The organism is Duganella rhizosphaerae, from assembly GCF_040364205.1.
Taxonomy (GTDB): domain Bacteria; phylum Pseudomonadota; class Gammaproteobacteria; order Burkholderiales; family Burkholderiaceae_D; genus Rugamonas; species Rugamonas rhizosphaerae.
The window spans coordinates 206,779-229,981 of the sequence record NZ_BPWK01000008.1 but is presented as its reverse complement, the minus strand read 5'-3'; the positions used below and the strand labels follow the sequence as shown (position 1 = coordinate 229,981).

The window sequence follows — 23,203 nt, the reverse complement described above, 5'->3', positions numbered from 1 at the left end:
ATTCTACGGAGCGCTTCCCGGTGGCTGTTGAGGTGTCGCAAACCAGCGCCGATTGCGCCGCAAGGTCGTTTCGTTTGTGGTGCATCAAAGGGTGGCATGACGGGAGTTCCTACTCTATGCCTACCGTTCGCCTAGGAGAGTTTCATGATGTGCGTCCGCCTCCTTTCCGTGGCATTTTTCGGCGGACTGATCTTGGCGCTGAGTGTCTATCCCCTGCATGACAGCTGGCTCTCAGCCATCCTGCTGGGATACGGCGCCCTGCTGTGGTGGCGACCTGTGCTGTGGCTGATGGCTTTGCCGGCCTTGCTCCCCGTGCTGGATCTGGCGCCGCATACCGGCTGGTTTTTTCTGGAGGAAATCGACCTGTTGCTGCTGCTGACGGCCGGCGTCTGCTACTGGCACTTCGACACCAGCGGCATGCGCCCGGTGTTTCCGCCGTTGTTCCGCTTCAGCCTGTGGCTGCTGGCCGGCGCCTGCGGCATCGCGCTGTGGCGCGGATTGCAGCCGCTGCCGCCCATCGACGCCAACTCCTTCAACAACTACCTGAGCCCCTACAACGCGCTGCGCGTCGGCAAGGCGTGGTTCTGGAGCTACGTGCTGCTGGCGCCGTTGAAGCAGGCGCTTGGTCCCGATCTGGCCGGCCTGCGCCGTTGGCTGATACCCGGCATGTTGACCGGCCTGCTATTGGTCAGCGCCGCGGCGATCTGGGAGCGCTGGCAATTTCCGGGCTTGCTCAACTTCTCCAGCGACTATCGCATCACGGCGCCGTTCTCCGCCATGCACACCGGCGGCGCGGCGTTGGACGGCTACCTGGCGATGAGCTTCCCCTTGCTGGCGGCATGGCTGTTCTGCAAACAACGGCCGGCGCGGCAGGCGGCGGCGCTGCTGATGTTGCCGCTGGCGCTGTACGCCGGCCTGGCGACCTTTTCGCGCGGGCTGTATGGCGCCTATGCGCTGGCCGCGTCCATCGTGGCCGGCATCCCGTTGATGGGGGCGTTGCGCACCGCGCCGCTCAGGCGCCGCTGGCGCGCACCGCTCATCGTCGTGGCCGCCGCCGCGCTGGCCACCTGCGTGCTGGGCGTGGTATTTGAAAGCAGCGGCTATCGCGGCCTTGGCGCGGCGCTGGCGTTGTTGACGGCGGCCCTGATCCTCTCCGCCCTGCCCTTGCGGCCGCTCGTGCTGGCGAGCAGCCTGATCTGCGGCGCCGTGGTGGCCGGCGGCTTGGCGTGGTTGCTGCCGGTCGGCGAACCGCCGGTGGCCATCCTGAAGAGCCCCTATCTGCTGTTTCTGGTGTCGCTGGCCGCGTTCGCGCTGGCAGCCTGCCGCCAGCGCCCGCTGTTGCCGTTAGCCATGCTGGCCTTGGCGGGGCTGTCGGTCAACGCGGTATGGATCGCCTATCACCATGCCGGCGCGGCCACGCTGGCGCCGAGCGCAGGCTTGCTGTTGACGGCCATGTCGCCGCTCGCGTTCAACGTCGTGCGCCAGCGCCCGCTGTGGCGCCTGCGGCGCGGCAGCCTGACCGCGCTGTTGACCTGCACAATGGTGCTGGCAACCGCCGTCCCCGTCTACAACGGCTACTTCGTCGCCGAGCGGTTCGCCAGCACCGGCAGCGATCTGTCCGCGCGCTTGCGGCACTGGAACAACGCGATAAGCCTGATGGACGACGACCTGGGCACCGCGATGCTGGGCGCGGGCCTGGGTAAATTCCCCTCGCTGTACTTTTGGCGCAACCAGCAGCACGAGGTCCCGGCCGGCTACCGTTACCTGGATCGGGATGGCAATCGCTTTCTGCGCCTGTCCGCCGGAGAGTATTCGGCAGGTTATGGTGAACTCCTGCGCCTGCTGCAAATCGTGCCGATCGAAAGCGCGACGTCCTACCTGTTGGCGCTGGACGTATGGAACGGCGGACCGCCCGCCTTCCTGCAAGTGAATGTGTGCGAACGCCAGCTGCTCTACCCACAGGGATGCATTCCCCTGCCTATGCGGCGGCTGCCGCATGCGCCGCATTGGCAGAGGTATCAATTCCCGCTCTCGTCCGGCGCCCTGGGACAGGCGGGCCGGCGGGTGCAGCTGGAAATCGCCGTGGAAGGCGAACACGCCGCGCTGGATATCGACAATGTGAGCTTGCGCAATCTCGACAACCAGCATGACCTGGTGCGCAACGGTACGTTTTCCGACGCCAACAACTACTGGTTCTTCAGCAGCGATCGTCACCACCTGCCCTGGCATCTCAAGAACCTGGGACTGAACCTGTATTTTGAAATGGGCTGGCCGGGGCTGCTGGCCTATGTCGGCCTGCTGTCCAGCGCCGCCGCCGAGCTGCTGCGCCGCGCGCGCGAGGACACTGACGCGGCCCAGGCGCTGGCCTTGCTGGCCGCACTGGGCGCGTTTCAGGTCGTCGGCCTGTTCGACAGCCTGTTCGACGTCCCCCGCATCACCGTGTTGTTTATGCTGCTGCTGTGCGCCGCCGCGCTGCGGCCCGTCCCCTCCATCCCCCCTGCCGTGAGCACCCCATGTTGAAACCCCTCTATTTGCCGGCCTTGCTGGCGCTGAACCTGCTCCTGCCCGTCTCCGCGGACGAACTCAGCCGTACTATCGAGCTGGTCAAGCCTTCCGTGGTTGGCATCGGCAGTTTTCAAAAGACCCGCAGCCCGGCGCTGGCGTTTGTCGGTTCGGGCTTCGTGGTCGAAGATGGCTTGACCGTGATCACCGCCGCCCACGTGGTCAACGAGCTGTTGCGCACCGACCAGGGCGACAACTTGGGCATACTGGTGCGTCAGGGCGACAACGCCCAATTCCGTGCCGCCGCCGTGACGATGATCGACAAGGAACACGACCTTGCCCGCCTGCGGGTGCAGGGCGCGCCGATTCCCGCCCTCCGGATGGGCGACTCGGCCAAGGTGCGCGAGGGGAAATCGCTGGCCTTCATGGGCTTCCCACTCGGCATGGTGCTTGGCTTGCGCCACGTTACCCATCGCTGCACCGTGTCGGCGATTACGCCCGTGGCCATGCCCTCGATCAGTTCAAGCAAGCTCGACGGAAAGCTGCTGAACCAGCTGCAAAAAACCACCTACGCCGTGTTCCAGCTGGATGGCACGGCTTATCCGGGCAACAGCGGCAGCCCGCTGTTCGACCCCGACACCGGCGAGGTTATCGGCGTGGTCAACATGGTGTTCGTCAAGGGCGTCAAGGAGGCGGCAATTTCGGCGCCCAGCGGCATCGCCTACGCCATCCCCACCAGCCTGCTCGAAACGCCACCGCCGAAATAGTCAGGTCTTGCCGCCGATCAGACGCCCGGTGATACCCGGTTCGTCCCAGGTCGGGAAGAAATACGGGTAGAACGAACGTTCGGTGGTTTGCTGCTCCATCATGCCGCCGAACTTCCGGATCTGTTCGCCCATATAGTCCAGCTCCAGGCGCAGCAGCACGGCCGGCGCGCCGACCCGCGTGCACGGCCGTTCGCCGCCGAAATCGCGAAAGCCCAGCATGCGCTTGTAGAACATGACATGGCGCGGGTTGACTTCGATCACGTAGTCGGTATAGCCGTGGATGTTGTGCGCATAGATATAGGAGATGTGGATCAGCGCCGCGAACACGCGCTTGGACACCCCCTTGTCGATCGCCAGCCGCGAAGGCTCGCACAGGCGCCGGTGCTGGGCGCGCAGGTCGTCCAGCTTGTCCCGGAAGTTTTCATCGGCGGGCAGGCCGACCTCCTCGCTGTCCAGGCACAGGGACATGGTGCCCACGGTCTGTCCGCCGGTTTCCGCAAACAGCGTGATCTTGTTCAGCGCGTGGCTGGCGTTGGGGTCGACCGCATAGCCGCGCCACCCGTACATCTTCTTGAGCAACAAACTGGCCGCCTCCCGCCTCCCCTGCGAGTTGGCCATGCGAATGTGGAATATCTGCTGGTCGATGGTGTGGTCCAATTCCTTGTTCATGTCGCCTTCGCCGACCACGAGGTCGCGCAGGCCTGGACCGGCCTCAAAAGAAACTATTGCGTCGTCATATTGCACGGTTGGCATCCTGTCAGGTCTGTCGGCCAGCTGTCGGCAAAGGACAAACTGGGCTCATGCTCTTCAGACCTGCCTTGTGGATGAAAAGTTCCCCGAAATTTGAAATATTTTTGTTCCTCAGAACCAGCTTTCGGGGATCACCAATACATCGCCGGGCAACACCGCTACGTTGGCAGAAATATCGCCGTCGCGCAACAGGTCCTGCAGGCGGACAGGCAAGCTCTGCCGTGTGCCGTTCACCGTGCGGATGATGTTGGCCTTGTTGCCGGCGGCGAAATCCGTGACGCCGCCCACGGCGATCAGCACGTCCATCAGCGACATGCCCTGCCGGTAGGCCAGCGCCTGCGGCTTGGCCGCCTGGCCGATGACCCGGATCTGCTGGTCGTACGGGCCGACGAAACTGGTGACGATGACGGTCGCCACCGGCTGCTGTATGTATTTTTCCAGCGCCTTTTCGACGTCGCGCGCTAGCTGGGTCGAGGTCTTGCCGGCCGCCTGCAAGTCCTCCACCAGCGGCGTCGTGATTTTCCCGTCGGGCCGGACCGGCACGCTCACCGACACCTCCGGATTGCGCCAGACATTGATGTTGACCGTGTCGCCGGCGCCGATCAGATAATCGCCCTGGGGCGCCACCGGTGCTTCCGGCGCCAGTGCGACGCGGTGCGCGCAGCCCGCCAACAGCAAAGCAGGCACGGCAGAAAAGACAATACGCGAAATAGTATGCATGACGAATCCCGTTTGAATAGTCCGGATTCCATGATTGAGAAAAGCCGTCCCCCGCTGCTTGATCTGGCTCAATCACTGCCCAGTTAAGAAAAAAACCCCATATTCCGAGCCATATAATTTGGATTCACCTTGTCCAAGCTACCGGAGAAAACACATCATGGAGCAGATGATTAGCCAGTTGTTAATCAGCTTGCAGGGGATATGGAAATATCGCTGGTACGCGATCGCCGTCATGTGGCTGGTGGCATTGGCCGGCTGGACCAAGGTGGCGCTGCTGCCCGACGATTACCAGACCACGGCGCGGGTGTTTGTCGATACCCAGAGCATATTGAAGCCGCTGTTGTCCGGCATGACCAGCGTGCCCAACGTCGAGCAGCAGGTGTCGATCATGAGCCGCACTTTGCTCAGCCGCCCGAACGTCGAACGCGTGATGCGCATGGTGGACCTGGACCTGAACGCCAAGACCGCGCGCGATCACGAACAGCAATTGGACGAATTAATGAGCAAGATTAAAATCGGCGGCACCAATACTTACGACATCTACACCATCACTTATAACAACCGCAATCCGAAACTGGTGCGCGATGTCGTGCAATCGCTGTTGACGATATTCGTCGAAGGCAGTTTCAAAGGGAAGAATGGCGAAACCAGGAAAGCCGTGCAATTCATCGACGAGCAGATTAAATCCTATGAAGACAAACTGATTGCGGCCGAGAATTCAGTCAAGGAATTCAAATTAAAGAATAACGGCCTGTTGCCACGCCAGGGCGTCGACTACAGCAGCCAGATCATGCAATCGGCGGACGCGCTGAACGCCGCCCGGCTGGAATTGCTCGAAGCCGAGCAGTCGCGCAACGCCATCCGCAGCCAGATCAGCGGCGACGAGCCGGTGCTGGGGGCCGACATCAACCCGGCCAGCATCGACAGCCCCGAGATCGACGGGCGCATCGCGGCCCTGAACAAAAACCTCGACGCCTTGCGCATGCAGTACACCGAGCTGCATCCGGACATCATTGCCGCCAAGCGCCTGGTGGCGCAGCTGGAGGCGCGCAAGGTCGAGGAAAGCAAGCTCAAGCCGGCGGGCGATCCCGGCAAGAACTACAGCCCGATGCTGCAGCAGCTCAAGGTCGCGCAAACCGAGGCCGATGCCAAGGTGGCGGCCGTCAGCGCCCGCGTGCAGGAGTACGCCGCCCGCCATCAGCGCCTGCTGGCGCAGGCGAACGCGGTGCCGGAAGTCGAATCCGAACTGGCCCAGTTGAACCGCGACTACCTGATCAACAAGGACAACTACGAAAAACTGATCGGGCGGCGCGAGGCGGCCAAGCTGTCTGGCGAGCTCAGCTCCACCACCGAGATGATGACCTTCAAGATCATCGACCCGCCGACGGTGCCGCTGACGCCGGTGGGCCCGAACCGCATCCTGCTGTCCAGCCTGGTGCTGGGCGGCGCGCTGCTGACCGGGCTGGCGGCGGCCTTGCTGATCAGCCAGGTGCGCCCCACCTTCCTCAGCCCCAGCGAGCTGCGCGAACGCACCGGCCTGCCGGTGCTGGGCACAGTGTCGATGAACTGGACCGACATCCAGAAAATCAAACGCAAGCAGGGTCGCTACGCCTTCGGCACCGCGCTGTCCTGCCTGTTTGTAGCCTACGGCGCCGTGCTGGCGATGGCGGCGTTCCGATATTAGGAGTAGCACATGGAGCAATTCACCGAACATACACTGTCCAGCACCGGCGCGCCGCGCCACGTCGAGATCAATCTCGAGCGGCTCAGCCAACTGGGCATGGTGACCCACGATGGCGGCCGCACCGCCGTGGCCGAGGACTTCCGCATCATCAAGCGGCCCCTGCTGCGCAACGCCCGCGGCGACCGCGACATCCCCGCGCTGCGGCACGGCAACCTGATCGTCGTCACCAGCGCCCTGCCCGGCGAAGGCAAGACCTTCTGCGCGGTCAACCTGGCGATGAGCATCGCCATGGAAATGGACATCACGGTGTTGCTGGTCGACGCGGACGTGGCGCGGCCCTCGGTGCTCAAGGTGCTGGGCCTGCCCGCCGAGCCGGGCTTGATGGACATCCTGCTGCGCGAGCGCACCGAACTGTCGGACGTGATCCTGCGGACCAACGTCGCCACGCTCAGCATCTTGCCGGCCGGACGCGCCAACAAGCACGCCACGGAATTGCTGGCCAGCCGCAGCATGAGCCGGCTGTTGACCGAGATCGCCGAGCGCTACGCCGATCGCATCGTCATCTTCGACTCGCCGCCGCTGCTGATGACCACCGAAGCGAGCGTGCTGGCGTCACAGATGGGCCAGATCGTCATGGTGGTCGAGTCCGAGACGACCAGCCAGCATGCGGTCAAGGAAGCGTTGCGCCACATCGAGCAGTGTCCGCATGTCAGCCTGATCTACAACAAGAGCAAAGCCTTTCCGGGCGGCGAATACTATGGTTATTATGATTAGCCTGGCTCCGCGCGGCGCTCCGTATCAGCTCGGCATGCTGGTATTGCTGTCGCTGCCGGCCTGCGCCATTCCGGCCGAGTGGACCGTGACGCCGTCGGTGCGCCTGCGCGAATCCTACAGCGACAATATGAACCTGGCGCCACCGGGCCAGGCCCGCGGCGAGTTCACCACCGAGGTCTCGCCCGGCATCGCCGTCAGCACCAGCGGTCCCCGGCTCCAGCTGACGCTCGACTACTCGCTGCAACGGATCGCCTACACCCGCCAGGCCGACCGCAGCACCCAGCAACTGGACGCCAGCGGCCACGCCGATGTGCTGCGCGACTGGCTGTACCTGGATGCCCGCTCCAGCATCAGCCAGCAGAACGTTTCGGCGTTCGGCCCGCAGCTGGTGGATCCGGCCCAGGTCACCGGCAACAACAGCACCGTGCGCGCGACCAGCGTCAGTCCTTACCTGAAGCACTACTTCCACGGCCTGGCCACCGCCCAGCTGCGCTACGACTACCAGCGCGTCAGCAGCGGCCGCCTGATCAGCGTACACAGCGACGACACCAGCCTGCAATTAACCGGCGACAACGGCGGCCAGGGTTGGAACTGGGACTTGCGCGCCAACCGCAGGAATACCGCCGACGCCGCGCTGCCGACCGTCACCATGAGCGACGTCGCGCTGACGCTGAGCTACCCGCTCAACAGCCGCCTGTCGCTGCTGGCCACCGGCGGCTACGAAAAGAACGATTACCACTCGACCGGCGCCCAGCCGCACGGCCGCCACTGGTCGCTGGGCGGCAACTGGACGCCGTCGCCGCGCACCCGGCTCGCCGCCAGCGTGGGACGCCGCTATTTCGGCAACACCTACAGCCTGGACGCCGAATACCGCTTGCGCAGCATGTTCTGGACGCTCAACTACAACGAAGACATCACCACCACCCACGGCGAGTTCCTCAGCATTCCGCCCACCGGCCTGGGCGATTTCCTGTACCAGCTGTGGGCCACCCGCATCCCCGATCCGCAGACCCGCTCGCAGACCGTCAAGCTGTTCCTGCTGGTGTCGCAGATACTGGGCCCCAACGGCAACGTCAACTTCTTCAGCCATCGCTACTATCTGCAAAAAGACCTGAGGCTGGCGACGGTGTACAGCGGCCCGCGCAGCGCGCTGGCGTTCAGCCTGAGCAGCAACCGCCGCACCGCCCAGACCAGCAACGCCATCGACAGCCCGTTGCTGGGCCCGGACCAACTGGCGCTGGAAGACCGCACCCGCCAGAACACCGCCCAGGCCGGCTGGGACTACCGCATGTCGCCGCGCAGCAACCTCACCATCGGCGCCAGCCTCAGCAGGGCGGAATCGCTGAGCACCGGCCGCACCGACCGCAACGTCGCGTTGACCATGTCCCTGAACCACCAATTGCAGCCCAAGGTCAGCGCCAGCGTCGATCTGCGCCATGTCCGCCACAGCAGCAATGCCGGCGGCAACTACCGTGAAAACGGCATCGGCGCGGCCTTGATGGTGGCGTTTTAAACGGAGCCAGCCATGCCCTCGCCCGCCCGCATCGTCTGCGTCGTCGCCGCCCGCCCCAATCTGATGAAGATGGCGCCCATCCTGCGCGCGCTGGCCGCCGCCGAGTATCCGCTCGAGTCCGTGCTGGTCCACACCGGCCAGCACTACGACGCCGACATGGACGGCGAATTCTTCACCGCGCTGGAGATGCGCGCGCCGGATGTGCAGCTGCAGGTCGGCTCGGCCAGCCACGCGCTGCAGACCGCGCTGGTCATGCAGCGTTTCGAGCCGGTGCTGGACACCAGCGCGCCGGCGGCCGTGCTGGTGGTCGGCGACGTCAACTCCACGCTGGCGTGCGCGCTCACGGCCGCCAAGAAAAACATTCCGGTGCTGCACGTCGAGGCCGGCCTGCGCAGCTACGACCGCGCCATGCCGGAGGAAATCAACCGCGTCCTCACCGACCAGCTGTCGACGCTGCTGTTCACCAGCGAAGCGAGCGGCATGAGCAACCTGCTGCGCGAGGGCATCCCGGCCTCGCGCATCCACTTTGTCGGCAACGTCATGATCGACACCCTGCAGCGCGAATTGCAGCGGGCCACGCCGGTGCTGGAGGTGCTGCGGCAAGTGCACCTGGCCGGCTTCCTCCAGCACGGCAGCCGCTACGCGCTGCTGACGCTGCACCGGCCATCCAACGTCGACGATCCGCGCCGCCTGCGCCTGCTGATGGAAACCATCGTCAAGCTCAGCGACGAGGTGCCGGTGCTGTTCCCGCTGCACCCGCGCACCCGCGCCATGCTGCAGCGATATGAACTCGGCCAGATGCTGGATGTGCCGGGCGTCGCCTGCCTGCCGCCGCAATCCTACCGCGCCATGCTGGGCCTGATGCGCGACGCCAGCTTGGTGCTGACCGATTCGGGCGGCGTGCAGGAGGAAACCACGGCGCTCGGCGTGCCCTGCCTCACGCTGCGCGACAACACCGAGCGCCCGGTCACGGTCACCGAGGGCAGCAACGCCATCGCCGGCCGCGATCCATCCGTCATCCTGGCGCTCAGCCGCGACATCCTGCGCTATGGCGGCAAGGCCGGCCGCATCCCGGCCTGCTGGGACGGCCACGCGGCCGAACGCATCGCCGGCCACATCGGCCACTGGCTGGCCGCCGCCAGGGAGGCCAGCTGATGCGCAACGCCCTGTCGATCGACGTCGAAGACTATTTCCAGGTGTCGGCCTTCGCCGGCCACATCCGCCGCGCGGACTGGGCCACGCTGCCATGCCGGGTCGAACGCAACGTCGACCTGATCCTCGGCCTGCTGGCGCAACAGCACACCCAAGCCACCTTTTTCACCCTGGGCTGGATCGCCGAACGCTATCCGGCGCTGGTGCGGCGCATCGTGGCCGGCGGCCACGAGCTGGCCAGCCACGGCTACGCCCACCTGCGCGCCAACGAACAGACGCCGGCGCAGTTTCTCGACGACATACGGCGCAGCAAGCAACTGCTGGAACAGCTGAGCGGCACAGCCGTGCTCGGCTATCGGGCGCCCAGTTTCTCCATCGGCGCCGCCAACCTGGCGGCGCTCGACAGCCTGTACGCCGCCGGCTACCGCTACAGCTCCAGCATCTATCCGATCCGCCACGACCACTACGGCATGCCGGACGGCGCGCGTTTCGCCTGGCGCCCACGCGGCGAGCATGGCGTGCTGGAACTGCCGATCAGCACCGTTCGCCTGTTCGGACGCAACTGGCCGGCCGGCGGCGGCGGCTACTTCCGCCTGCTGCCCTACGCCGCGTCCCGCTGGGCCTTGCGGCGCATCAATTCGGTCGATGGCCAAGCTGGCATATTCTATTTTCATCCGTGGGAACTCGATCCCGGCCAGCCGCGCCAGCGCGGCATCGGCTTCAAGACCCGCTTCCGCCACTACCTGAACCTGCACCGGATGGAGCGACGCATCGTTCATCTGCTGCGCGATTTTCAATGGGGCCGGATCGACCACCTCTTTCTGGGGAACGCATGATGCAGTGGAGCGTAGGACAGATGGGGACGCATGACCGCGCGCGCTGGGACGCCTTCGTGCAACGCTGCCCCGACGCCACCTTTTTTCACCGCGCCGGCTGGCAGCAGGTGATAGAAAACGCCTTCGGCCACCCCACCTGGTATCTGTATGCCGAAGCGGCCGGACAGATCCAGGCGGTGCTGCCGCTGGCCCAGGTCAACAGCCGGCTGTTCGGCAACACCTTGTGCTCGCTGCCGTTCTGCGTCTACGGCGGCGTGGCCGCGCTGGAGGAAGGCGCGGCCGCCGCGGTCGACCAGGCGGCCCAGCAACTGGCCCGCCGGCTGCGGGTCGACCATCTGGAATACCGGCAGCTGCAATCGATCCATGCGGACTGGCTGCACAAAGACCTGTACGCCACCTTCCGCAAGCCGCTGGCCGCCGACCCCGAGCAAAACCTGCTGGCCATCCCCCGCAAGCAGCGCGCCATGGTGCGCAAAGGCATGGCGGCCGGCCTGAGCAGCGTGATCGACGCCGACAGCGACCGCTTCTACGACAACTACGCCACCAGCGTGCATCGGCTGGGCACGCCGGTGTTCAGCCGCCGCTATTTCCGCATGTTGCAGCAGACCTTTGGCGACGACTGCGAAATCCTCAGCGTGCAGCGCGGCGGCCAGGCGATCTGCTCGGTGCTGAGTTTCCATTTCCGCGACGAAATCCTGCCCTACTACGGCGGCGGCGGCGACGCCGCCCGGGTCCACGCCGGCAACGACTTCATGTACTGGGAAGTGATGCGGCGCGCCACCGAGCGCGGCCGCCGGCTGTTCGACTTCGGCCGCAGCAAGTACGGCACCGGCGCGTTCGCGTTCAAGAAGAACTGGGGCTTCGAGCCGCAGCCGCTGCGCTACGACTATCAACTACATCGAGGCAAACAGCTGAAGGATGTCCAGCCCTTGAATCCGCGCCTGCAACTGCTGATACGCGCGTGGCGCCTGTTGCCCCTGTCGCTGGCCAATGCGATCGGGCCCCACATCGTGCGGCAACTGGGCTGACGCCATGCGCGACCTGCTGTACTTGACGCATCGCATCCCCTACCCTCCCAACAAGGGGGACAAGATCCGCGCCTACCACGTGCTGCGCTACCTGCAACGGCATTTCCGCGTGCACCTGGGTAGCTTCATCGACGATGCCGCCGATCTGGGCCACGCGGAGCACCTGGCGGCCGATTGCGCCAGCAGCTGCTTCGTCCGCCTGCATCCGCACCTGGCGCGGCTCGCCAGCGTGCCGGCCTTGTGGCGCGGCGAAGCCCTCAGCGTCGCCTACTATCGCCACCCGGCGCTGCGCGCGTGGGTGGCCGACGCGCTGAAGCGCCATCGCATCGACAGCGCGCTGGCCTTCTCCGGTCCCATGGCGCAATACCTGCCGGCCCGCACCGCGCGCGGCCCGCTGCACCGGGTGCTGGACCTGGTCGATGTCGATTCCGAGAAATGGCAACACTACGCCGACGACCGCACTTGGCCGCTGTCGTCGCTGTACCGGCGCGAGGGCCGCAGCCTGCTGGAGTTCGAACGCGCCGCCGCCCGCAGCTTCGACCAGACACTGCTGGTCTCGCGCGCCGAAGCCGAGCTGTTTCGCCGGCGGGCGCCGGAATCCGGGCACAAGACCGGTCACTTCAGCAACGGCGTCGACAGCCAGTATTTTTCACCGCAGCCCGACGCGCCGGATCCCTACCGCGGCGCGCGCGCGCTGGTGTTCACCGGCGCCATGGATTACCGGCCGAATATCGAGGCCGTCAGCTGGCTGGCGCAGCGCGTCATGCCCGCGCTGCGCCAGGAGTTTCCAGCGCTGCAGTTCCACATCGTCGGCGCCCGCCCCAGCCCCGCGGTGATGGCGCTGGCACGCCTGCCGGGCATCCATGTCAGCGGCACCGTGCCCGATGTCCGCCCCTATCTGCAGCACGCGGCGCTGGCGGTGGCGCCGCTGCAAATTGCGCGCGGCATCCAGAACAAGGTGCTCGAAGCGATGGCCATGGGCAAGACCGTGGTGGCGACCCCGCAGGCGCTGGAGGGCTTGTCCGCCGTGCCGGGACGGGACGTCGTCAGCGCCACCGGGGCCGTCGAGTTCATCGACCACATCGGCCGGCAGTTGCGGACCGCGGGCGATCTGGGCGCGGCGGCGCGCCAGCACGTGCTGCGCGACTATCAGTGGAGCAGCAATCTCGAGCGGCTGGGCGTGGTGCTCAACGTCGGCGCGCCCGAGCGCCATCCGGCGGAGCCGATGCCATGACCGCCGCCCTGTCCCCCGTCCGCGCGCCGCGGTTCGAGCCGTCGGCCAGCCCGGCCCGCCCCTGGCCGCACGCCTGCCTGCTGTTGGCGCTGGCCGGGCTGCTGGCCGCATACTGGCCGACGGCCGGCGCGATGATCAACCAGTGGTGGCATTCGCAAACCTTCGCCCACGGCTTGCTGGTGCCGCCGGTCTGCATCTGGCTGATCTGGCGCCAGCGCGCCGAACTGGCCGGCCTGCCGCTGCGCCCGGCGCCGGTGGTGCTGCTGCCGCTGGCGCTGTTGGGCCTGCTCTGGTTCCTGGCCGCGATCGCCAACGTGCCGGTGCTGCAGCAGTACAGCCTGGTGCTGATGGCCGCCGCGCTGGTCGCGCTGGTGCTGGGTTGGCGCTACGCCGGCGCGGTCTCCTTCCCGCTGGCCTATCTGCTGCTTGCCGTGCCTTTCGGCGAAGTGTTCATCGCGCCGCTGATTGAATTCACCGCCGGCTTCACGGTGGGCGCCTTGCAGCTGGCCGGCATCCCGGTGTTCCGCGACAACAGCTACCTGTCGCTGCCCAGCGGAAACTGGTCGGTGGAGGAAGCGTGCAGCGGCCTGCGCTATCTGATCGCGTCGGTCGCGCTCGGCACGCTGTATGCCTACCTGACCTACCGCAGCCGTTTGCGGCGGGCCGCCTTCATCGTGGTCGCGCTGCTGTTGCCCATCGTCGCCAACGGCCTGCGCGCCTTTATGATCGTGCTGATCGGCCACTACAGCAACATGACGCTGGCCGTCGGCATCGACCACCTGATCTACGGCTGGCTGTTTTTCGGCCTGGTCGCCAGCTTGATGTTCTGGGTGGGCGGGCGCTGGCGCGATGCCGGGCCGCCGCCGCCGCGTGCGGCGGCCGCCGGCGCGCCGGACCGCGCACCGGGGCCGCGGCCGTCGGCCTGCCTGGCGGCCGCGCTGGCGGGCGTGCTGTGCGTCGCCCTGTGGCCGCAGCTGGCCCGGATCGCCCTGCGGCCGCCGGCGGCCGACCGCCACGCCGCGTCGCCGCTGACGCTGGCGCCGCCGCCGGCGCCGTGGCAGGCCAGCGCCATGCAGGCCGGCGACTGGCGGGTCCGGCATGCGGGACAGCCGCAACGCTGGTCCGCCAACTACAGCGACGGCGCGCAACAGGTCTCGCTGCAACTGACCTGGTATCGCCACCAATCGAAAGGCGAGGAACTGCTGACCCAGGTATGGAATCCGCCGGCCGCCGGGCCGGCATGGAAGGAAATGGCCGAAACCAGCAGGCAGATCCACCTGGGCCAGCAGAGCCTGCGGGTGCGCCAAACCATTGTCCAGTCCGGCGAGACCAGGGTGCTCGTGTGGCGCTGGTACCGCCAGGCGCGGCGCGACACCGGCAGCCCCTTGCTGCTCAAGCTGCTGCTGGCGCGCAGCAAACTGCTCGGCGACGGCGACGACGGCGCCGAGATCGCCGTCGCCGCGCGCTATGACGAACAAACCGAGCAGGCCGCCCAGGCCATGCAGGCACTGCTCTCCGCCATGCAACCCGCCATCGAACAAGGACTAGCCCATGTCGCCGGACGCTGAACTGGTCGCCGCACCGCTGATCGTGCACCTGATCCATCGCCTCGACGTGGGCGGGCTGGAGAACGGCCTGATCAACCTGATCAACCATCTGCCGCCGGACCGCTACCGCCACGCCATCGTCTGCCTGCGCGACTACACCGACTACCATCTGCGCATCCAGCGCCCCGGCGTCGAAATCATCAGCATTCACAAGCGCGAAGGCAAGGACTGGGGCCATTATCTGCGGCTGTTCCACACGCTCAAGCGGCTGCGCCCGCTGATGATCCACACCCGCAACCTGGCCGGCATCGAAGGCCAGTTGCTGGCCGCCGTGGCGGGCGTGCGTCTGCGTGTGCACGGCGAGCACGGCCGCGACATGGACGACTTGTACGGCCTGAGCCCGAAATACCGCTGGCTGCGCAAGCTGCTGCGGCCGCTGATCGGGCATTTCATCGCCGTCAGCAAGGACCTGGAGACCTGGCTGATCGGCACGATAGGCGCCCCGCCGCAACACGTCACCCACATCCGCAACGGCGTCGACAGCCTGGAATTCCACCCCCGCCTGGGGCCGCCCGCCGCCGTCGGCCCGCCGGGCTTTCTGTGCGAGGACGCCTTCGTCATCGGCAGCGTCGGCCGCATGGTCGAGGTCAAGGACCACCTGTCGCTGGTGCAAGCCTTCATCCTGCTGATCGCCGAGCATGCGCTGCCGCGCGAGCGCCTGCGCCTGCTCATCGTCGGCGACGGCCCTTGCCGCCAGGCCTGCCAGGACTTGCTGCGCCAGGCCGGCATGGAAGAGCTGGCCTGGCTGCCGGGCCAGCGCGACGACATCCCGCAACTGCTGCGGGCGATGGACGTGTTCGTTCAACCGTCGCTGGCCGAAGGCATGTCCAACTCCATCCTGGAGGCGATGGCGACCGGCTTGCCGGTGGTGGCCACCGCCGTCGGCGGCAACCCCGACCTGGTCTACAGCGGCTGGACCGGCACGCTGGTGCCGGTGAGCGCGCCGGCCATGCTGGCCGACGCCATCAACGACTACTACCGCCTGCCCGCGCTGGCCGGCAGCCACGGCCAGCGCGGCCGCCGGCGGGTGCTGGCCGAATACAGCATGAACGCCATGGCCGACGCCTACCTGGCCGTCTACGACGCCCTCGCCGCCCCACCGCAACGCGACCGATGAAAGGACCGCCATGTGCGCCATCGCAGGGATCTACGACCTTTACCGCCATGCCGACATCGACGCCGGCATGCTGCACGCCATGACCGAGCGCCAGCGCCACCGCGGCCCCGACCAGGGCGGCACCCATCTGGAGCCGGGCGTCGGGCTGGGCCACCGGCGCCTGTCCATCATCGACCTGGGCGGCGGCCAGCAGCCGCTGTTCAACGAAGACCACAGCGTGGCCGTGGTCTACAACGGCGAGATCTATAATTTCCAGGCCCTGATGCGCGAACTGCAGCAATTCGGCCATACCTTCCGCACCCATTGCGATACCGAAGTCATCGTGCACGCGTGGGAGCAATGGGGCGAGCGCTGCGTCGACCGTTTTCGCGGCATGTTCGCCTTCGCGCTGTGGGACCGGCGCCAGCAGACGCTGTTCCTGGCGCGCGACCGGCTGGGCGTCAAGCCGCTGCACTACGCCTTGCTCGACGACGGCCAGCTGCTGTTCGCCTCGGAGATCAAGGCGCTGCTGCTGCACCCGGGACTGCGGCGCGAGCTCGACCCGCTGGCGGTCGAGGAGTACTTCGCCTACGGCTACATTCCCGAACCGCGCGCCATTTTCCGCCAGGTGCGCAAGCTGGCGCCCGGCCACACATTGTTGCTGCGCAAGGGGCAGCCGCTGCCGGCGCCGCGGCGCTACTGGGACATCCCGTTCGAGGTCCGGCCGGCGCCGAGCGTGGCGCAGGCGGCCGACGAACTGCTGGCGCGCCTGCGCGAAGCGGTGCGCATCCGGCTGGTGGCCGAGGTGCCGTTGGGCGCCTTCCTGTCCGGCGGCGTCGATTCCAGCGCGGTGGTGGCGATGATGGCGCAGGAGTCGGCGGCGCCGGTCAACACCTGCTCGATATCCTTCGGCGATCCGCAGTTCGACGAAACGTCCTACGCCCAAATGATCGCCGAACGCTACGGCACCCGCCACCACCTGCAGCGCGTCGAACAACACGATATCAGCCTGGTCGACCGCCTGGCCGGCCTGTACGACGAACCCTATGCCGACAGCTCCGCGCTGCCGACCTACCGCGTCTGCGAGCTGGCCCGCCAGCGCGTGACGGTGGCCCTGTCGGGCGACGGCGGCGACGAGAACCTGGCCGGCTACCGGCGCTACCGCTGGCATCTGCACGAGGAACGCTGGCGCACGCTGCTGCCGCTGGGCTTGCGCCGGCCGCTGTTCGGCGCCCTCGGCCGCCTCTATCCCAAGGCCGACTGGGCGCCGCGCCCGCTGCGCGCCAAGACCACCTTCGAGGCGCTGGCCAGGGACAGCGTGTCGGCCTATTTTCACAGCGTCAGCATCATGGACGACAATATGCGCCGGGCGCTGTTCAGCCCCGCGCTCAGGCGCGAGCTGGGCGGCTACCATGCGCAGCAAGTGCTGTACCGCCACGCCCGCGACTGCCCTGCCGCGGACGCCCTGTCGCGCATCCAGTACCTGGACCTGAAAACCTACCTGCCCGGCGACATCCTCACCAAGGTCGACCGCGCCAGCATGGCGCACGGGCTGGAGGTGCGGGTGCCGCTGCTGGACCACAGCCTGGTCGAGTGGATGTCCAGCCTGCCGCCGGACCTGAAGCTGCGCGGCGGCGTCGGCAAATACCTGTTCAAACGCGGGCTCGAGCAGCATCTGCCCAAGGAACTGCTGTACCGCAACAAGATGGGCTTCTCGGTGCCGCTGGCCGCCTGGTTCCGCGGCCCGTTGCGCGCCCATCTTGAACGCAGCCTGGGCAGTCCGGTGCTGGCCGATTGCGGCCTGTTCAATCTCGACCATGTGCAGACGCTGCTGGCGCAGCACCTGTCCGGCCGGCGCGACCACAGCGCCCCGCTGTGGTCCTTGCTGATGTTCGAATCCTTCCTGCGCCAGCTGCCCGCGGCCGCGCCGCGCAACCTGATCCGGCAAGCGGCATGACGATGCGCGTACTGCACATCCTCGATCATTCGCTGCCGCTGCACAGCGGATACACCTTCCGCACGCTGGCGATCTTGCGCCAGCAGCGCAAGCTGGGCTGGCACACCATCCACCTGACCAGCGCCAAGCAAGGCGGCGGCCAGCGCGAACAGGAAGTCGACGGCTGGCATTTCTTCCGCACCCCGCCGCTGGTCCGCTGGTGGGCGCGGCTGCCGCTGCTGCGCCACTGGAGCGTGGTGCTGGGCTTGCAGCAGCGCCTGATGACGATCGCCGCCAAGGCGCGCCCGCACGTGCTGCACGCGCACTCGCCCGCGCTCAACGGCGTCGCCGCGCTGCGCGTGGGGCGCGCGCTGGGCATACCGGTGGTCTACGAAATCCGCGCCTTCTGGGAGGACGCCGCCGCCGACCATGGCACCAGCCGCGCCGGCGGCCTGCGCTACCGCCTGACGCGCGCGCTGGAAAGCCACGTCCTGCGCCGGGCCGACGCCATCACCACCATCTGCGAAGGCTTGCGCAACGATATCGTCGCGCGCGGCATCCCGGCCGCCAAGGTCACGGTGATTCCGAACTCGGTCGATGGCGAGCAGTTTGCCGCCGCCACCCGCGCGCCGGAAAAACTGTCCCTCAGCCTGGGACTGGACAACCATCCGGTGCTGGCGTTCATCGGCTCGTTCTACGCCTACGAAGGCCTGGCGCTGCTGATCGAGGCCATGCCGCGCGTGCTGTCCGGCGCGCCCTCGGTGCGGCTGCTGCTGGTCGGCGGCGGCCCGCAGGAGGCCGAACTGCGCGCGCTGGTCGAGCGCCTGGGTTTGCGCGGCCACGTCAAATTCACCGGCCGGGTGCCGCACGAACGCATCGCCGACTATTATCAGCTGGCCGACATGCTGGTCTATCCGCGCCTGCCGATGCGGCTGACGGAGCTGGTGACGCCGCTCAAGCCGCTGGAGGCGATGGCCCAGGGCCGGCTGGTGCTGGCCTCGGACGTCGGCGGCCACCGCGAGCTGATCGAACATGGCCGGACCGGCATGCTGTTCAAAGCCGGCGACGCCGAGGCGCTGGCCGCCCAGGTGCTGCAGCTGCTGCGCCAGGCCGACAGCTGGCCGGCGCTGCGCCAGCGCGCGCGCGCCTACGTCGAGAGCGAACGCAACTGGCCGGCCAGCGTGGCCCGCTACGCCCCCATTTATCAGCGCCTGCGCGCGCGCAGCGTATGAACGGCCCGCATCCGTCGTCCGCCGGCCTGCGCGCCGCGCCCATCGCCGGCCGCCGCATCGCGCTGGTGGGGCCGCTGCCGCCGCCGGCAGGCGGCATGGCCAACCAAACCGAACAGCTCGCCGGGCTGCTGCGCGAGGCCGGCGCCGAGGTCGACCTGGTGCCGGTCAACCTGCCGGTGCAGCCGTCGTGGCTGCGCTCGGTGCGCGGGCTGCGCGCGGCGCTGCGGCTGGCGCCCTATCTGTGGCGCTTGTGGCGCGCCGCCGGCCAGGCGCAGCTGGTGCACGTCATGGCCAACTCCGGCTGGTCGTGGCACTTGCACGCGGCGCCGGCCATCTGGATCGCCCGCCTGCGCGGCAAAGGCGTGCTGGTCAACTATCGCGGCGGCGAGGCCATGGATTTTCTCAAGCGGCGCGCCGCCCTGGTGCGCTACACCATGCGCCGGGCGCACGCGCTGATCGTGCCGTCGGCCTTCCTCGCCGACGTCTTCGCCCTGCACGGCATGAGCGCGCAGATCGTGCCCAACATCGTCGACCTGGCGCGCTTCCACCCGGCCGGCCTGCCGCCGCCGCACGCCGCCATCCTGGTGGCCCGCCATCTGGAGCCGCTCTACGACCAGGCGACGGCGATCCGCGCCTTCGCCATCGTGCGCCGCAGCCTGCCGCTGGCCAGCCTGACCATCTGCGGCGACGGCCCCGAATTGCAGCGCTTGCAGCAGCTGGCCCGCACGCTGGAGCTGGACGACGCGGTGCGCTTCACCGGCAAGCTGGACAACGCCGCCATGGCGGCCCTGTACCGCCGGAGCGACCTGGCGCTCAACGCCAGCCTGGCCGACAACATGCCGATCTCGATACTGGAGGCCTGGGCCAGCGGCGTGCCGGTGGTCAGCACGGCGGTCGGCGGCATACCGTATCTGGTGCGCGACGGCGTCAACGGCCTGCTGGTGCCGCCGCAGGACGCGCAGGCCATGGCCGAGGCCATGCTGGACATCCTGCGGGCGCCGCCGCTGGCGCGCACGCTGGCCGAGGCCGGCAAAGCCGAGGCCCGGCGCTACGCCTGGCCGCAGGTCGCGCCCTTGCTGATGGCGCAATACCGGCGCGTGCTCAAGCGGCCGCCGGCCAGCGGCTACACGGCGCTGGTGTCGCGGCTGCTGTTTCCGCTGCATGAAATGCTCAAGCAGCACGGCAGCGTGGCGCTGCGGCGCCACCTGGAGCAAACCCAGTGGTGGCCGCCCGAGCGGCTGGAAGCGTTGCGCGTGCAGCGCCTGCGCGCCCTGCTGCTGCACGCGTCCGAACATGTGCCGTATTTCCGCCAGCTGTACGCCAGCCTCAACTTCGACGCCACCCGCGTGCGCGAGCTGCGCGACCTGCGCGGGCTGCCCATCATCCACAAGGCGGACATCAATCACCACCGCGACGAATTCGTCGCCGACGATGCCGGGCCGCTGCAGCGCTTCAACACGGGCGGCTCCAGCGGCGAGCCGCTGATCTTCTACCAGGGCAAGGGCCGCGTCAGCCACGACGTCGCCGCCAAATGGCGCGCCACGCGCTGGTGGGGCGTCGACATCGGCGATCCCGAGGCGGTGATGTGGGGCTCGCCGATCGAACTCAAGACGCAGGACCGCTGGCGCATGCGGCGCGACCGGATGCTGCGCAGCCTGCTGCTGCCGGCCTTCGAGCTGTCGGCCGCCCGCCTCGACGACTACCTGGGCCGCCTGCAACGCCAGCGCCCGGCCATGCTGTTCGGCTACCCGTCGGCCATCTGCCTGCTGGTCAGGCACGCGCAGGCGCGGCGGGTGGCGCTGGACGGCCTGGGCGTCAAAGTGGTGTTCGTCACCGCCGAACGGCTGTACGACGAGCAGCGCGCCTTGCTCGAGCAGGCGTTCGCCGCGCCGGTCGCCAACGGCTACGGCGGCCGCGACGCCGGCTTCCTGGCCCATGAGTGTCCCGAGGGCGGCCTGCACATCACCGCCGAGGACGTCATCCTTGAAATCGTCGATCCGCAAGGCGCGCCCGTCGCGCCCGGCGACAGCGGCGCCATCGTGGTCACCCACCTCGCCAGCCGCGACTTCCCCTTCATCCGCTACGCCACAGGCGACGTCGGCGCGCTCGACACCCGCCCCTGTCCTTGCGGACGCGGCTTGCCGCTGCTGAAGCGGGTCGAGGGACGGGTCACCGATTTCGTCGTGGCGCGCGACGGCACCGTCATGCACGGCCTGGCGCTGATCTACGTGCTGCGCGACCTGCCGCAGATACGCGCCTTCAAGATCATCCAGGAAAGCCTGGACATCACCCGCGTGCTGCTGGTCAGCGTCAGCGGCTTGCCGGCGGTGATCAGGATAGACATCATCCGCCAGTTCCGCGCGCGTCTCGGCGCGTCGGTGGAAATACTGATTGAAGAGGTGGCCGAGATACCGGCGGAAGCGTCCGGCAAACACCGCTACGTGATCAGCAAAGTGGTCGCCAACTGAACAGGAACCGACATGCCCATACTCGCCTTCACCGCGCTGACTTTGCTGCTGGCCGTTTCGCTCTACGCATTGCACAAGCTGCGCAACGTGCACATCCTGCTGTACGATGTGCGCGACCAGTACCACCACGGCCAGGCCGGCCTGTTCCGCCAGCTGGAAGCCCTGCAAGGCCTGTACGTCGAGCTCGACCTCAAACACAGCCTGCCGCCGACGCGCGGCTGGGCCGCCTCGCCCGACTTTCTATTGGAGGTGGCGCGCCACGCCCGCACGCTGCACCAGGCGACTGTGGTGGAATGCAGCAGCGGCATATCCACGCTGGTGCTGGCGCGCTGCATGCAGCTGAACGGCGGCGGCAAAGTCTATAGCCTGGAGCACGACCGTCAGTTCGCCGCGCAGACGCGTGCCCAGTTGCACCGCCACGGGCTACAAGATTGGGCCACCGTCGTCGACGCGCCGTTGACACCGTACGACATCGACGGACTATCCTGGCCCTGGTACGATCTGGCGCAGCTTCCCGAGTTGCCGGTCATCGACCTGCTGGTGATCGACGGGCCGCCGCAGGCAACCCGTCCCCAGGCGCGTTTCCCGGCAGGGCCGCTGCTTTTTCCCCGCTTGAACGCCGGCGCCGCCGTCTTCCTCGATGACGCCGCTCGCGCCGACGAGCAAGCGATACTGCAGCGCTGGCGTCAGGCATTTCCGGCGCTGGCATACACCACCCAGGCTTGCGAGAAAGGCTGCGCGCTGCTGCGCAAGCCCTAGCGTTCGGCGGCGATCTCACGCGCCATGCTGGTTTCGACGGGATGGGCCAGGTGATAGCGATCGCGCGCCAGGCGCATCGCCGCCTGATGCGCCGCCAGCTTTTCCGGACTCAGCTCGACGCCAAAATCGGCCGGCGCGTCGTCGCCGCCGAACATCCGCGCCAGCACCATGGCCCCCACATTGCTGCGATAGTGCGAAGTCTCCCAGTAGTACTGCATGTCGGGCCGCCGGCTCACTTGCGGGATGGCCTCGGTGGTCACGCTGTTGAAGCCGGAAAAGTCGAAGATACGCAAATCGCAGCCGGCGGCGCGATAGCGTTGCCCCATGCTCGCCAGCGAGCGCTGCCAGGCTTCCATGGCCGGCCATTTGCCGGCCCAATACAGGGCGTCGGTGGTCATGGCGTGGGTCGGATTGAGGTACAAGCGGACGCGGGTGCCGGCGCCGCACACATCGGCCATGCTGCGATCCAGCGCCCGCATCGCCTCGTCCGTCGGCCCGGTGCCGCGCAGGTAATCCCGCACCCGCGGGACGATGACCGCCCCGGTCCCGCCCAGCTCCTCGATGCGCCCGTATGCACAGGCATCGTTCCGTTGCCCATAGGACGCCAGGCTGGAATGGCAAACGCCACCGAAGGTCCCGCGCAGCACACGGATGGAGTCCTCCGTCATGTCGAACGCGAAGGCCCGCTTGGCATTGATCAAGGCGCGCCGCCACAGGTACAGTGGGCCATTGGCCACCAGCTCGCGGTCGAAGTCCCTGTTGCCGATCTCCATCGTGAACGACGGCGCGTCGATGCCCCAGACCAGCGTTTTCAGCTGTCCCAGCTTCGCCGCATGGTCGACCATCGCCATCGCGTCGCCCAGCGAAGCACCGGACAGCGCGCCGTTGAACACATCGAGATCGGGAAACGGCTCGGCCCTGGTCGGCAAGCCCAATTCCGTCCGGGAATTCCCGACGTACAGCACCGCCGGCTTGAATTTCGCCAGCGCATAGGTTTTGCCCCAGGCGCTAAGCTTTTCCCAGCTGGGCCCCAACTGCTGCATCCGCGGCGTTTGCCATTGATGGGTCAGATACGGATCGACCTGGTAGTTCAGCCCCATCACTCCAGCAACCACGAATGTGCTGCTGGCGCAAAATACGGTCAC

At 67.4% G+C, this 23,203-nt stretch carries 18 protein-coding genes; 15 read left to right on the top strand and 3 right to left on the bottom strand.

Annotated features, from left to right (window positions below; translation table 11 throughout):
• Positions 1 to 144: 144 nt before the first annotated feature.
• Entirely contained in the window at positions 145 to 2,520 is a 2,376-nt protein-coding gene (locus RUGAMON1_RS18895) for a hypothetical protein (RefSeq protein WP_445231959.1), read from the top strand.
• Positions 2,514 to 3,269 (top strand): S1 family peptidase, encoded by a 756-nt coding sequence (locus RUGAMON1_RS18890; protein WP_445231958.1) that lies wholly within the window; start codon positions 2,514 to 2,516, stop codon positions 3,267 to 3,269. The genes RUGAMON1_RS18895 and RUGAMON1_RS18890 overlap by 7 nt, the downstream gene beginning before the upstream one ends.
• Here RUGAMON1_RS18890 and RUGAMON1_RS18885 read toward each other — a convergent pair whose 3' ends face one another.
• Both RUGAMON1_RS18885 and RUGAMON1_RS18880 read right to left on the bottom strand, forming a co-directional pair.
• On the bottom strand, positions 3,270 to 3,938 hold the full coding sequence (locus tag RUGAMON1_RS18885) for an N-acyl amino acid synthase FeeM domain-containing protein (RefSeq protein WP_445231957.1): 669 nt from the start codon (positions 3,936 to 3,938) through the stop codon (positions 3,270 to 3,272).
• Between the two features lie 192 nt (positions 3,939 to 4,130).
• Entirely contained in the window at positions 4,131 to 4,739 is a 609-nt protein-coding gene (locus tag RUGAMON1_RS18880; protein WP_445231956.1) for an XrtA/PEP-CTERM system exopolysaccharide export protein, read from the bottom strand.
• A 157-nt stretch (positions 4,740 to 4,896) separates the two neighbouring features.
• Between RUGAMON1_RS18880 and RUGAMON1_RS18875 the strand changes: the two genes are divergently transcribed.
• Genes RUGAMON1_RS18875 through RUGAMON1_RS18815 form a run of 13 tightly spaced genes read left to right on the top strand, consistent with a single transcriptional unit; the run spans position 4,897 to position 22,058 of the window.
• Positions 4,897 to 6,423, top strand: a complete 1,527-nt coding sequence (locus RUGAMON1_RS18875) for an XrtA system polysaccharide chain length determinant (protein ID WP_445231955.1) — start codon at positions 4,897 to 4,899, stop codon at positions 6,421 to 6,423.
• A 9-nt stretch (positions 6,424 to 6,432) separates the two neighbouring features.
• Entirely contained in the window at positions 6,433 to 7,197 is a 765-nt protein-coding gene (locus tag RUGAMON1_RS18870; RefSeq protein WP_445231954.1) for an XrtA-associated tyrosine autokinase, read from the top strand.
• Positions 7,181 to 8,710, top strand: coding sequence for a TIGR03016 family PEP-CTERM system-associated outer membrane protein (locus tag RUGAMON1_RS18865; protein ID WP_445231953.1), 1,530 nt, complete (start codon positions 7,181 to 7,183; stop codon positions 8,708 to 8,710). The genes RUGAMON1_RS18870 and RUGAMON1_RS18865 overlap by 17 nt, the downstream gene beginning before the upstream one ends.
• 12 nt (positions 8,711 to 8,722) lie before the next feature.
• Complete coding sequence (wecB, locus tag RUGAMON1_RS18860; protein ID WP_445231952.1) at positions 8,723 to 9,865, top strand: non-hydrolyzing UDP-N-acetylglucosamine 2-epimerase; 1,143 nt, start codon at positions 8,723 to 8,725, stop codon at positions 9,863 to 9,865.
• Entirely contained in the window at positions 9,865 to 10,698 is an 834-nt protein-coding gene (locus tag RUGAMON1_RS18855; RefSeq protein ID WP_445231951.1) for an XrtA system polysaccharide deacetylase, read from the top strand. Before wecB ends, RUGAMON1_RS18855 begins: the two co-directional genes overlap by 1 nt.
• Positions 10,698 to 11,726, top strand: coding sequence for a FemAB family XrtA/PEP-CTERM system-associated protein (locus tag RUGAMON1_RS18850; protein ID WP_445232083.1), 1,029 nt, complete (start codon positions 10,698 to 10,700; stop codon positions 11,724 to 11,726). Before RUGAMON1_RS18855 ends, RUGAMON1_RS18850 begins: the two co-directional genes overlap by 1 nt.
• Positions 11,727 to 11,730: 4 nt before the next feature.
• Positions 11,731 to 12,960 (top strand): TIGR03087 family PEP-CTERM/XrtA system glycosyltransferase, encoded by a 1,230-nt coding sequence (locus tag RUGAMON1_RS18845; protein WP_445231950.1) that lies wholly within the window; start codon positions 11,731 to 11,733, stop codon positions 12,958 to 12,960.
• Positions 12,957 to 14,528, top strand: a complete 1,572-nt coding sequence (xrtA, locus tag RUGAMON1_RS18840; protein ID WP_445231949.1) for an exosortase A — start codon at positions 12,957 to 12,959, stop codon at positions 14,526 to 14,528. The genes RUGAMON1_RS18845 and xrtA overlap by 4 nt, the downstream gene beginning before the upstream one ends.
• Complete coding sequence (locus RUGAMON1_RS18835; protein ID WP_445231948.1) at positions 14,512 to 15,684, top strand: TIGR03088 family PEP-CTERM/XrtA system glycosyltransferase; 1,173 nt, start codon at positions 14,512 to 14,514, stop codon at positions 15,682 to 15,684. Before xrtA ends, RUGAMON1_RS18835 begins: the two co-directional genes overlap by 17 nt.
• Before the next feature lie 10 nt (positions 15,685 to 15,694).
• A complete protein-coding gene (locus RUGAMON1_RS18830) occupies positions 15,695 to 17,620 on the top strand; it encodes an XrtA/PEP-CTERM system amidotransferase (RefSeq protein WP_445231947.1) in 1,926 nt (641 codons plus the stop codon).
• Positions 17,621 to 17,622: 2 nt separating this feature from the next.
• A complete protein-coding gene (locus tag RUGAMON1_RS18825; RefSeq protein WP_445232082.1) occupies positions 17,623 to 18,831 on the top strand; it encodes a TIGR04063 family PEP-CTERM/XrtA system glycosyltransferase in 1,209 nt (402 codons plus the stop codon).
• Positions 18,828 to 21,299 carry a glycosyltransferase gene (locus RUGAMON1_RS18820; RefSeq protein WP_445231946.1) on the top strand — a complete coding sequence of 824 codons (2,472 nt, stop codon included), beginning with the start codon at positions 18,828 to 18,830 and terminating at the stop codon, positions 21,297 to 21,299. Before RUGAMON1_RS18825 ends, RUGAMON1_RS18820 begins: the two co-directional genes overlap by 4 nt.
• 12 nt (positions 21,300 to 21,311) lie before the next feature.
• Positions 21,312 to 22,058, top strand: a complete 747-nt coding sequence (locus tag RUGAMON1_RS18815; RefSeq protein WP_445231945.1) for a class I SAM-dependent methyltransferase — start codon at positions 21,312 to 21,314, stop codon at positions 22,056 to 22,058.
• Here the strand turns inward: RUGAMON1_RS18815 and RUGAMON1_RS18810 are convergent.
• Positions 22,055 to 23,203: a hypothetical protein gene (locus RUGAMON1_RS18810; RefSeq protein WP_445231944.1), complete on the bottom strand. Its 1,149-nt coding sequence runs from the start codon at positions 23,201 to 23,203 to the stop codon at positions 22,055 to 22,057. The two genes, RUGAMON1_RS18815 and RUGAMON1_RS18810, sit on opposite strands and share 4 nt — an antisense overlap.